Here is a 12,326-nt window from a genome sequence, read left to right as displayed (position 1 = left end):
GTTGGGGGTGGAAGTGCAGCAATGCATGGAGCTGACCAATACTAATCGGTCGAGGGCTTATCCAATACGCTTCTAAAGCAGCGAGGTTTCGTTTCGGATTCAGTTTTCAGGGAGCAACTGTAGTAAGTTTTCTTTTGGAGAGATACCCAAGTGGCTATAAGGGGACCCTCTGCTAAGGGGTTAGACTGCGTCAGCGGTGCGAGGGTTCGAATCCCTCTCTCTCCGCCACTAGAACTTACTAGGTATGATATAGAAGTAACATTGAATTACTTTTAATATGGCGGTGTAGCTCAGCTGGCTAGAGCGTACGGTTCATACCCGTGAGGTCGGGGGTTCGATCCCCTCCGCCGCTACCATACATACCTGGAGACTTAGCTCAGCTGGGAGAGCATCTGCCTTACAAGCAGAGGGTCGGGGGTTCGATCCCCTCAGTCTCCACCATTATGTGCCGGTGTAGCTCAGTTGGTAGAGCAACTGACTTGTAATCAGTAGGTCGGGGGTTCGAATCCTCTCGCCGGCACCATTTTTTGACCCTGGAACCGTGGTGTAGGGGTTAACATGCCTGCCTGTCACGCAGGAGATCGCGGGTTCAAATCCCGTCGGTTCCGCCATTTTCTTTTAATTAAATAGTAGTATGGCTCGGTAGCTCAGTCGGTAGAGCAGAGGACTGAAAATCCTCGTGTCGGCGGTTCGATTCCGTCCCGAGCCACCTTTATTTTGTGGAGGCTTAGCGAAGTGGCCAAACGCAGCAGACTGTAAATCTGTTCTCTCCGAGTTCGGTGGTTCGAATCCATCAGCCTCCACCAGTTTTATTATGAGCCATTAGCTCAGTTGGTAGAGCACCTGACTTTTAATCAGGGTGTCGAAGGTTCGAGTCCTTCATGGCTCATCATATAAAAGCATCTTGCTGAAAAGCAGGATGCTTTTTTTGTGTCTTTTTAGAATTTTAAAAGAGTATTTAAGCTTGGATTGAAAAATCTAAACTGACATCCTTATATCAGCGGTTTTTGAATCGTCTTTTTGAATTATCCTGAGTTCTTCTCTGCGCTATATTTATACATTGCCTGCAAAATAGGATAAAATAAAGGTGTTGAATGATATGATCTCTAAATAAGTGTTCTATATCCTTATGCCGTTACGTAATGAATCGTAAGAGAAGAATGGAGAAGGAATATAACTATGAATTTGACCAGTTTAAGGCAGCAAATTGAGCATATTATTGGTTGCTCGATTGTAGAGTATCAGTGGACGATAGAGGAATGGGAAAAGCGAGAGAGTCAAGAGCCTACTAATAACAGCAAAGAAAGACCCAACCAACAGAACGTGGAGTACATCAAAAATAAAGAGAACAATAAACATAAAAAGAGTTTAGAAAACAAAAAGCATACAGAAGATCGAATGGATCAAGTAGAGATAAGCAATACAACGAACAGAGAATCTACGGAGAATCAAGCAGGTGAGTACAGTCGGAATAGGGAACGATTGCGATCTTTTCTTGTCCCTGTAGCCAGCAATGAAAAGGAAGTTACGATCTGGGAGATTTTATTTGCCAATGAATTCTCTGAGTCCGTATCATCTTCAGAGACAGAGACAGAGACAGAGACAGAGACAGAGACAGAGACAGAGACAGAGACAGAGACAGAGACAGAGACAGAGACAGAGACAGATGGAGGCGGAAGACGAGTACACGATAAGGCAGTTTATGATAGGAGTGAAGCTTCTATCTACACAACGGCTCCTTCTGATGATAATGAAGTTCTTTCTGATTCTAGAGGGACGGTTTCTTATAAAGATGATGAGCGGATTAGACAGGTATATCAGCTGCTGAAACTGCTGCTTCCATCTGCTGCCGGATTGCAGATGGAACAGTCAGATACCGCTGTGGATCAGTCGGAGCAGGCTGCACGGGAACTGGGACAATGGATTGTACGTCAATTGAGCAGCCGCAATCCGGCAGAAGCTATACCGGATGATTATGCGCTTCGGCAGCGGCTGAATATTTCGATGATTCCTTTTTTGCTGGTCGTGGATAGTTTGCAGGCGGGCCATTTGCAGCTAAAAGATCTGGAGAAGCTGCTGTCCAGTTACTTTGACAGAGAAGTGCTGTTAATTCCGCTGCAGGACGGCGAATGGCTCATTCTAGCAAATTATAATTTGATTGAAGACGAAGATCAGGCAGATCTGCCTGTGAACTCGGCACGGGATATATACAGTGAACAGGAAGATACGGAAGAAGATGTGCTAACGGCTTTTGCACTGGGACTGCATGAATTGGTAGCAAGTGAATGGGTGGGTGTCTTTCACATTAGTGTAGCTCTGCCGCTTATGCCGGTGGATATGCTGGTGCAGACGGTAGCGCATTTAAGAGAGACTATTCATCTGGGCAAATTATTTCATGTGTCTGATCATATCCATCTTCCCTGGGAGCTGCGTCTGGAGAGTCTGTTGTATCGGATACCGGTCGAGGAAAGACAGCGGTTTGTGGAATCGGCGGAAGATCACTCCCATATATTCGGAGATGAAGAGACGGTGACGACACTGGAGACCTTTTTCAAAATGGATTGTAATGTCAGCGAGACGGCCAAGCAGCTCTATATTCACCGTAATACTCTTTTATACCGGTTGGACAAGATTAAGCAGGAAACTCAGCTGGATGTGCGCCGGTTTGAAGATGCTGTATTGATGCGGCTGACACTGCTTTTGTATAAAGTGACAAAAAGTTAGAATATTTTTTGTACAGTTTGTGGATGGAGTGGAAGAGCGGATTGGAGTAAGATAGAAACAGATAAAGAAACCGGTTACAAACATTCGGTTAAACGGATGGTCATTCAGCCGGTTCGATGATTCGCTCTCGATAGTTTGTTCTGTTTTCGCTCCATCCCTTTCTGCTGCATGATACTGTTTACATACTGCAAAGGAACAGGGTGCCGATCTGCTCTATGACAGGTACTATAGAGGATAACAGTGAGCGGATTGCTTACTGATCTTTCTCATAAAAATGTCTATAGAACAAATTTGGTAAGCGTTTACAGTGAGAGAGGTTATCTTTCTTCTCCAGGGATTGAAAGGTTGATAATGAAAAGCTTCGTGATTGTTCATGGGATAGTATAGTTAACGTCCTTATGAGCCAGAATTTGAAAAACATTACATTTATATTCAGGGAGGTTTTTTATTATGGCAGGCGTACGTTTAGAGCATATTTTCAAAAAATACCCGGGTTCCGATAAAGCTACAGTAGTTGACGTTAATCTGGATATTAAAGATAAAGAGTTTCTGGTACTGGTTGGTCCTTCCGGTTGTGGTAAATCCACAACACTGCGTATGATCGCAGGTCTGGAAGAAATCTCCGAAGGTAAACTGTACATTGGCGACCGCGTGGTTAACGATGTAGCTCCAAAAGACCGCGATATCGCGATGGTATTCCAGTCTTACGCCCTGTACCCTCATATGGATGTATACTCCAATATGGCATTTGGTCTGAAACTGCGTAAAGTGAAAAAAGACGAAATCGACAAGCGTGTTCGCGAGGCAGCAAAAATCCTCGATATCGAGCATTTGCTGGAGCGTAAGCCAAAAGCACTCTCCGGTGGTCAGCGTCAGCGTGTCGCTCTGGGACGTGCGATTGTCCGTGATCCACAAGTCTTCCTGATGGATGAGCCGCTGTCCAACCTGGATGCCAAGCTGCGCGGTCAGATGCGTGCGGAAATCACCAAACTGGCAAAACGTCTGCAAACGACTGTTATCTATGTAACGCATGATCAGATCGAAGCCATGACAATGGGCGATCGTATCGTAGTTATGAAAGAGGGTATCATTCAGCAGGCTGCTTCTCCGGATGAACTGTACAACCACCCACGTAATATGTTCGTAGCCGGATTTATCGGATCCCCTACAATGAACTTTATCCGTGGTACACTGTCTGAAAAAGACGGAAACACAACGTTCTCTGCATCCGGTCTGGAACTGGCTGTACCAGGTGGTAAAGCACAGGTACTGAGAGAGCAAGGTTATGTTGCAGGCAAGGAAGTTATTCTGGGTGTTCGTCCAGAAGATATCCATGAAGAACTGGTATTCCTGGAAGCTTCTCCGAATACCGTGTTTACTGCCAAAGTAGACGTATCCGAGAATCTGGGTCACGAAACGCTGTTGTACCTGGGTGGAATCAGCTCCGATACGGTTATCGCTCGTGTAGACGGACGTTCCACTACACGTGATAACGCAACTGTAAAAATGGCGATTGATATGAACAAAGCACACATCTTCGATCCACAATCCGAAGATAACCTGTTCTATGCAGAGCCGGCAACTGTGTAATTCTGCACGGTAAATGATTTGATTTTTGTAAATAATGAATTCACTTGTTGGCTGTACGCTGATGGTGAATAATATAAAAGCCTATCGTACCTATTGTATAAAGGTACGGTAGGCTTTTTGATTTGCTGAAAGCAGGAGCAGAGGTAGAATATTAAGAAGTAGAAGTAGAAGTAGAAGTAGAAGTAGAAGTAGAAGTAGAAGTAGAAGTAAAGCTAGAAGTAAAGCTAGAAGTAAAGCTAGAAGCTGGAGTTAGAATTGGATAAAGAAGAAAGAAGAAAGAGGATCATAGAAGAGAAAGAAAATTAAGTAATGAGTAATGAGAGCAGGCAGAAAATTCATACCTGTTTGTTTTGCTATATACATACAGGCATTTAGCGAAAATTTGACGAAATAAATCAAAAACTCAATTCCATCATAGACTGTTCATAATTAAAAGATACACTTAATCCGAAGTGAGAAGTGAGAAGTGAGAAGTGAGAAGTGAGAAGTGAGAAGTGAGAAGTGAGAAGTGAGAAGTGAGAAGTGAGAAGTGAGAAGTGAGAAGTGAGAAGTGAGAAGTGAGAAGTGAGAAGTGAGAAGTGAGAAGTGAGAAGTGAGAAGTGAGAAGTGAGAAGTGAGAAGTGAGAAGTGAGAAGTGAGAAGTGAGAAGTGAGAAGTGAGAAGTGAGAAGTGAGAAGTGAGAAGTGAGAAGTGAGAAGTGAGAAGTGAGAAGTGAGAAGTGAGAAGTAAGAAGTGAGAAGTGAGAAGTGAGAAGTAGGGCCGCCGTATGTTCTGTTTGCCGGGAGTGGTGCTTGGTATGAAGTTATGATTTATGGTCCACAATAAGCCGGGAATCTGCTGTTACAATTGATTTCATTATCGTTTTCAATTACCATTGGTACATTGGGAATAATATGTACTGCGATTTGTGGTCATAATCAAATACGAGACAAGTGATCTACTCAGGGAAAGGAAGAACACAATGGCTAAACATGTGAAGGTTTCGGAATTAGTGCAGATGTTCCAGCTTGAGGTTGTATCCGGGGGACAGGGCTTAAAACGAAACATTATCGTAGATGATCTGAACCGGCCCGGTTTGGAAATGGCAGGATATTTTGAATACTATCCTACAGAACGTGTACAGATTCTGGGAAGAACGGAACTCGCTTTCTTTAAAATGCTGACACATGAAGAAAAAGCCGAGCGTATGGGCAAGCTGTGTGATGAAGCTACGCCATGCATTATTGTCACACGCGGTCTGGAAGTACCGGAGGAACTTGTAGAAGCCAGTGATGCACATGACCTGCCTGTACTGCGCAGCAATCTGTCCACCACAATCCTGCACAGCCGTATCACCAACTTCCTGGAGAAAAAGCTCGCGCCTACTGCCACCATCCACGGTGTACTGGTGGATATATACGGTGTAGGTATGCTGATCACCGGAAGCAGCGGTATCGGTAAGAGTGAAACAGCGCTGGAGCTCGTAAAACGTGGACACCGTTTGATCGCGGATGATGCGGTAGAGATCCGTCAGACTTCGGACAATCAGCTGCATGGCACAGCACCAGAGCTGATCCGCCATCTGTTGGAGATTCGCGGAGTCGGTATTATCAACGTGATGACTCTGTTTGGCGCAGGTGCTATCCGCAACAACAAGCGTATTACGCTGGTCGTTCGTCTGGAAGCCTGGCAGCAGGATAAGCAGTACGACCGGATCGGACTGGATGAAGAAACCACCCAGATCATTGATACCGATGTACCGCTCGTGACCATCCCTGTACGTCCCGGACGTAACCTGGCAGTTATTATCGAAGTGGCGGCCATGAACTTCCGCCTGAAGCGTATGGGGTACAATGCAGCTCTCCAATTCACGCATAAATTGACCGAGACGATCGCCGAAGATCTCGACGAACTGGATTAAGGAGAGGGTATGCAATGGGGACATCGTTAATTAATCCGATCGCTTTTGCGATCGGGCCACTGGAGGTGCACTGGTACGGGCTCATTCTGGGCCTGGGTGCACTGGTGGGTCTGGTACTGGCTCTGCGGGAGGGCAACCGGTTCGGGATTCCACAGGAATTCTTCATGGATCTGGTATTGTTTGGTGTACCGTCCGCGATTATCGCCGCACGGATCTATTATGTTGCTTTTCGCTGGCCGGATTACAAAGACAACTTTGTGGATGTGTTCAAAATCTGGAATGGCGGGATTGCGATCTATGGCGCACTGATCGGTGCGATCATCTGCGGTGTGATCTATACACGCTATAAAGGCTACAATTTCTGGCGGATTGCTGATATTTGCGCACCGGGACTGCTGGCAGGCCAGCTGATCGGACGCTGGGGGAACTTTGTGAATCAGGAAGCTTACGGCGGACCTGTCGATGAGTCTTTCCTGCGCAACAATCTGCATTTGCCTGACTATATTGTGAATCAGATGAATGTAAATGGTGTATTCCACCATCCGACGTTCCTGTATGAATCGTTATGGAATCTGGTCGGCATTCTGCTGATCTTTGTTCTGCGTCGCCGTCACTTTGTACGTGCCGGTGAGATTTTCATGTATTACTTTATCTGGTACGGAATCGGTCGGTTCTTTATCGAGGCGCTGCGTACGGACAGTCTTACCTTTGACGGTCCAGCCTGGTTGGTATCATTCGTCAACAGCCTATGGACGCCGATGACCTGGTTTGGATTTGAACAGGGTGCGATTGAGCCGGGCTACGGCAATATTCGGGTCTCCCAGCTGCTGTCGTTGGTGCTGATTGTAGCTGCGATTGTCATTATCATCGTCCGCCGCCGACTGGGGTGGTCGAAGGCGCATTACAGCGATCCGATCGTATCGACTAAAGGGGCCCATCATGATCCTGTACCTGAAGGTCATCATACGGATAACACAGCTGCTTCTGCAGCGGACACCAGCAAAAAGACAGATTCTGCCGGGCATGAAAAGGTACACCCTGAACGTAAGGAGTAATCATAAATGATGGATACGATATTATTTGATCTGGATGGCACGATTGTAAATACGAATGAGCTGATTATCTCCTCATTTCTGCATATTATGAGCCAGCATCCTTCGGCTGCGCTTACCCGGGAGCAAATCATCCCCCATATGGGACTCACGCTGGAACAGCAGCTGCGCACATTCTCCGGTCTGGAGGATGTAACTGCGCTGGTGGCGGCTTATCGGGAGTACAGCTCACTGCATCATGATGAGATGGTGGCTCCTTTTCCGGAAGTGAATGAAGTGCTGGAGCGGCTCAAGGCAGAAGGACTGAAGCTGGGAGTGGTCACTACCAAAATCCGTGCTACCACTACCCGTGTGCTGGAGTTGTTCCAACTCGCCCAGTACATGGATGTCATTATTACGCTGGATGACGTAGAGCATCCGAAACCACATGCCCAGCCGATTCAAAGAGCGCTGGAGGCACTGGGATCATCGCCTGAGCGTACATTAATGGTAGGTGATAGTCCGGCCGACCTGCAATCTGCAGCGGCAGCAGGCGTCCGCTCGGCAGCTGTAGCCTGGTCGCTCAAAGGAGAAGAGGAATTATCCAAATATCAACCGACCTACATTCTGCATACGATGAGTGATCTGTATGAGCTGGTACTCGGGGATACGGTAGACCGATGAGAAAGGTGGAGCGTTATCCCGTTGAAGGCAACCGGAATGCGCTGCGTCAGATTTATAAAACGGTGAGCCCCTGGAAAGGGGTTCGCAATTTTGTGTTTATACAAATATCGAGATACTGCCCGATCCTGGAACTGAAAAACTGGATTTATCGCCACTTGCTCCGTATGGAAGTGGGGAAAGATACGGCTTTTGGATTAATGGTCATGGTGGATGTATTTTTCCCGGAACGTATCAAGATCGGCAAAAATACGGTTATTGGCTATAATACAACCATTCTTGCCCATGAATATCTGATTCGTGAATACCGTCTGGGTGATGTAGTGATTGGTGACGAAGTCATGATCGGAGCCAACAGTACGATCCTACCGGGAGTCACGATTGGAGATGGAGCGATTGTGGCGGCAGGTTCAGTCGTACATAAAGATGTGGCTGCCGGCACTTTTGTCGGCGGCAATCCTTTGCGTGTACTTTCACGCCAAAATCCGGAAACGATGGATATTGCTGATACGGTAATATTTTCAGAGAGTGATCAGGAGAAGGAGTGAGGCTGCTATGTTTATCCGGAAAAGGAACCGGGCCAACGTTCAGAACATTCGTGAATGCTGGCTCATTATCTGCCGGGATAACAGGCAGCCATGCTCCGAAAGGTCAAAATGATATGGTACAGGTACGGCAGCTCCAGGGGTTAATGGACAAGCCCGGGAACGATAGAGCAGCCTATCCGGTTGTACCATTCCAATTGTAAGGAGATGCTTTAACATTGAATCCAATTAAGAAAGAGCGGCTGCCACAGCTTGATTTCTTTCGGGCTATTGCCATTATCGGTGTACTGCATGTGCACTCCACGTCCAATGCGACGATAGAAGCCGTCAACACCTCGCTATATTATGTATTTAACTTTTTGAATCTTTTCTTCAAATACGGTACGCCGTCGTTTATTTTTCTGAGCAGTTTTGTGCTGTTCTATAACTACTATGACCGTCCGCTCACGGGCAAGCTGATCAGCAGCTTTTATAAAAAAAGAATGCTGTATATTCTGCTGCCGTATATTCTGATCTCGGCACTCTATTTCGTTTACAAGCTGTATAATAATGACCGATTTGATGAGCCGCTGGGTATACTGCTGGGTGACTATGTTCATGCGATTTTCCATGGATCGGCCTGGACGCATCTGTACTTTGTCTTTATCAGTGTGCAGTTCTATATTCTGTTCCCGCTCATGCTGGCGCTGCTGAAAAGTCAGCGCTGGATTGCACGCTGGGCGCTGCCGATCGGGCTGGCGATTCAGTGGGGATGGGTACTATGGAACAAGTATGATCTGCATTATGCGAGCAAGGGCAGTATTGCGCTGTCGTACTTTGCCTACTATCTGATGGGGGCATTTGTAGCGATCTACTTCAAGCCTTTCCGTGCCTGGGTGATGAGTAAATGGAGCGAAATGCGCGGTATTCAGAAGTTCAGCACTATCGCATTATGGGCCAGCTGGCTGATCACGGGTCTGATCTATGTGCAGATCTGGTATGATGCCCGCCTCACCAATGAATGGCTGGATTCGCTCTGGTATGAGCTGATGTGGAATGTGTATACGATGCTGTCTTCGCTCGTATTGTTCCATAGTGCCTTTATCCTGCATCGCCGGGCACCGGCCTGGCTGCTGGCGATTCTGCGCCGATTGGGCGAGATCTCGTTTGCGGTTTATCTCGTTCATCCGTTTCTGCTGGCCTTTTACCGGGAAACGCAGGACTGGTTCTCGATGAGCACGATCACGTATTTCTGCTGGATCTATGGTGGCCTGATCTTTGCATTGATTGTCTCGTCAATTATTGTACAGATTATGTTTAGACGGGTGCCTTTCTCATGGGTACTGCTGGGCAGTGTTCCAGCTTCTTTGTCCAAAAAGAAACGCAATGATAACGATAATACCAAGCGTACACGTAAAACGGATGCGGTTCAGCGAACCAGCCCATAATAAGCTGCGACGTTATAACTGCCTTTATTCATGGAATGCCATGAGCCATCAAGCACCATGGATGGGCAAAGAAACTACAAATTGTTGATAAACCCAAAAGGTCACCTGTGATGCAGGTGGCCTTTTGGCATAGGTGGGAAATGATGCTGTACCCAGGGCAAGATGTTCAGATATGCGACTTTGCATTATTTTCCGGGAAATAAAGGAGTTCGGCTGCCCGGTGGGTAATTGGATAGGAATCAGGTTAAAGAAGCACAAGGATCATCGCGGACAATATACAGGAATAGACGATCTACTGAATGATAATGAGGGAGCATAATGGGCTGTTATACAGAGGCATAAAGTCAATTGACTGTGCAGTTACGGTATGGTAATATATCAAATATCCTTTACTTTATTAGCAAAGTACCACTTTAATGTGATAAAATATTGTGTGATCAGGGGTGACTGTTTTGTCCAAGCCAAAAGGATTCGAAAAACCGACAGGTGTGCGTGATTATCTACCGCATGTCGTGTCCAAACTGCGGTACATTGAGGAAAATGTGCTCCAGTCAATGTCCCAGTGGGGCTATCGCCAGATCATTACACCAACGCTCGAATATTATGATACGGTAGGGGTAGCAAGCTCTACCTCGGACCGCAAATTATATAAAATGCTAAATAACCGTGGTACCACCATGGTGCTGCGATCGGATATGACGACGCCGATCGCGCGGGTCATGGGTTCCCTGCTCAAGGAAGAGCCGCGGCCGATCCGGCTGGCCTATCATGCAAACGTATTTCGCTCCATTGAAGAAGAGGCAGGACGGGAAGCGGAGTTTTTCCAGACAGGAGCGGAGCTGGTAGGAGTGGATTCTCCGGAGGGTGATGCGGAAGTGATCGCTCTGGCTATATCTTCCCTGCAGGCAGCAGGTGTGCAGAATTTCAAAATTTCTCTTGGACATGTGGGTTTCCTGAGCGGACTGCTGGAGGAAGCACTGCCAGGTCAGGCACATGAGCAGGAAGCGCTCAAAGATCGGCTGCTGAATCGTGATTTTGTTGGCTTCCGGGAGCAGCTGTCCGCATTCAGCCTCTCTGCCGAACAGCGTGCAGAGCTGGAAGGACTGCTGAGGCTGCGAGGCGCGCAGGATATTTGCCGGCAGGCGCTGGAGATCAGCAGCAATCCGCAGGCACAAGCTTCCATCCGCCATCTGTGTCAGGTGTGGGATGTACTGGAAGCCTATGATATCTCGGAATACGTTATGATCGATCTGACGATGATCGGTAACTTCTCCTATTATACGGGTATGGTCTTTGAAGGATATGCGGCCGAGCTCGGTTCACCGATCTGCAGCGGGGGACGCTATGATAACCTGCTGGCTCAATTTGGGCGTGATGTTGTGGCGACCGGATTTGCACTCAAAACGAATCGTATTCTGGATGGTGTGCAGCTGCCGCTGCCTGAGCCGGAAAAACCAGTGTTGATCCTTTATGAGGATTCCAGACGCCGTGACGCTTTTGCCCATGCTGCCGATTTGCGGAAGCTGGGGAAAATGGTCGTTACCGAATATGCTGCGGATGTGGAGCAGGCTTCTGCTACCCTGGCCGATTACCAGGAGATCGTTCACTTTGTTAACGATAAGTAAGGCTGTGATTCGTACTACGACAGATCAGGAAAGCAAACTATAACAGGGAGATGCATACCCGATGAGTCAGATTCTGAAAGTGGCAATGCCCAAAGGGCGTATTTACAAAAAAGCGGCCGAACTGTTCCGGCAGGCAGGAATTCCGATTCCGACGGATGTGGATGATTCCCGCAAGCTGATTGTGGAACTGCCGGAAGCGGGGATGGAGTTCATCCTGGCCAAGCCTGTCGATGTGCCGATCTATGTAGAGCATGGCGTAGCGGATATCGGAATTGTCGGCAAAGATGTGCTGATGGAAGAGAACCGTGACGTATACGAGCTGCTTGATCTGGGAATCGCGCGCTGCCGCATGTCGGTGATTGCTCTGCCCGACTGGCAGCCTGGCATTCAGCAGCGTGTAGCGACCAAGTATCCGAATGTCGCTTCCCAGTATTTCCGCGAACGCGGGCAGCAGGTCGAAGTGATCAAACTGAACGGATCGATTGAACTGGCTCCCATGATCGGATTGGCTGATCGGATCGTCGATATGGTGGAGACCGGACAGACACTACGGGAAAATGGACTCGTCGAGATGGAGGAACTATTCGGCATTACGAGCCGATTGATCGCCAACCGGGTCAGTTACCGGATGAAGAGCGAAGAGATCCAGCAGCTGTGCGATCAGCTGCAAAAAGTCATCCAGCCGCCGGCTGCAAGCGAAACCCAGGAGATCGGATAGCAAGAGAGCGGATAGCATAAGATGCAGCTGAGGATTAGCCGCTGCAAGGCGAATCTGCAAATACAGCAAGGGACGAAGCAAGGGG

At 47.6% G+C, this 12,326-nt stretch carries 9 protein-coding genes and 8 tRNA genes; all 17 read left to right on the top strand.

All coding sequences use genetic code 11. From position 1 onward, the window contains the following. The first annotated feature begins 136 nt into the window (after positions 1-136). Positions 137-228, top strand: a tRNA-Ser gene (locus WH45_RS20590). A 51-nt stretch (positions 229-279) separates the two neighbouring features. Beyond that, positions 280-356: transfer RNA gene (locus WH45_RS20585), tRNA-Met, on the top strand. A gap of 9 nt (positions 357-365) precedes the next feature. Beyond that, positions 366-441 (top strand) — tRNA-Val (locus tag WH45_RS20580). A gap of 6 nt (positions 442-447) precedes the next feature. Beyond that, positions 448-523: transfer RNA gene (locus WH45_RS20575), tRNA-Thr, on the top strand. A gap of 12 nt (positions 524-535) precedes the next feature. Next, positions 536-611 (top strand) — tRNA-Asp (locus tag WH45_RS20570). Positions 612-636: 25 nt separating this feature from the next. Next, a tRNA-Phe gene (locus WH45_RS20565) sits at positions 637-709 on the top strand. Positions 710-721: 12 nt separating this feature from the next. Beyond that, positions 722-806: transfer RNA gene (locus tag WH45_RS20560), tRNA-Tyr, on the top strand. Between the two features lie 10 nt (positions 807-816). Beyond that, a tRNA-Lys gene (locus WH45_RS20555) sits at positions 817-889 on the top strand. A 593-nt stretch (positions 890-1,482) separates the two neighbouring features. Further along, complete coding sequence (locus WH45_RS20550) at positions 1,483-2,724, top strand: PucR family transcriptional regulator (RefSeq protein ID WP_235338437.1); 1,242 nt, start codon at positions 1,483-1,485, stop codon at positions 2,722-2,724. A 450-nt stretch (positions 2,725-3,174) separates the two neighbouring features. Further along, positions 3,175-4,314 (top strand): ABC transporter ATP-binding protein, encoded by a 1,140-nt coding sequence (locus WH45_RS20545; RefSeq protein WP_046216291.1) that lies wholly within the window; start codon positions 3,175-3,177, stop codon positions 4,312-4,314. 961 nt (positions 4,315-5,275) lie between these two features. Further along, complete coding sequence (hprK, locus tag WH45_RS20540) at positions 5,276-6,214, top strand: HPr(Ser) kinase/phosphatase (protein ID WP_046216290.1); 939 nt, start codon at positions 5,276-5,278, stop codon at positions 6,212-6,214. Positions 6,215-6,228: 14 nt separating this feature from the next. After that, on the top strand, positions 6,229-7,269 hold the full coding sequence (lgt, locus tag WH45_RS20535; RefSeq protein ID WP_046216289.1) for a prolipoprotein diacylglyceryl transferase: 1,041 nt from the start codon (positions 6,229-6,231) through the stop codon (positions 7,267-7,269). A gap of 6 nt (positions 7,270-7,275) precedes the next feature. Continuing rightward, the gene (gene ppaX / locus WH45_RS20530; protein ID WP_046216288.1) at positions 7,276-7,929 is read left to right on the top strand and encodes a pyrophosphatase PpaX; all 654 of its coding nucleotides are present in this window, start codon (positions 7,276-7,278) and stop codon (positions 7,927-7,929) included. Then, entirely contained in the window at positions 7,926-8,474 is a 549-nt protein-coding gene (locus tag WH45_RS20525; protein WP_046216287.1) for an acyltransferase, read from the top strand. The genes ppaX and WH45_RS20525 overlap by 4 nt, the downstream gene beginning before the upstream one ends. Positions 8,475-8,689: 215 nt before the next feature. After that, a complete protein-coding gene (locus WH45_RS20515; RefSeq protein WP_046216285.1) occupies positions 8,690-9,898 on the top strand; it encodes an acyltransferase in 1,209 nt (402 codons plus the stop codon). A gap of 452 nt (positions 9,899-10,350) precedes the next feature. Continuing rightward, positions 10,351-11,523, top strand: a complete 1,173-nt coding sequence (locus tag WH45_RS20510; protein WP_046216284.1) for an ATP phosphoribosyltransferase regulatory subunit — start codon at positions 10,351-10,353, stop codon at positions 11,521-11,523. A gap of 61 nt (positions 11,524-11,584) precedes the next feature. Continuing rightward, complete coding sequence (hisG, locus tag WH45_RS20505; protein WP_046216283.1) at positions 11,585-12,241, top strand: ATP phosphoribosyltransferase; 657 nt, start codon at positions 11,585-11,587, stop codon at positions 12,239-12,241. The last annotated feature ends 85 nt before the right edge of the window (positions 12,242-12,326 follow it).

This window comes from Paenibacillus wulumuqiensis, from assembly GCF_000971965.1.
GTDB lineage: Bacteria > Bacillota > Bacilli > Paenibacillales > Paenibacillaceae > Saccharibacillus > Saccharibacillus wulumuqiensis.
The sequence above is the reverse complement of the archived record's forward strand: the minus strand, read 5'-3'. Positions and strand labels throughout refer to the sequence as shown.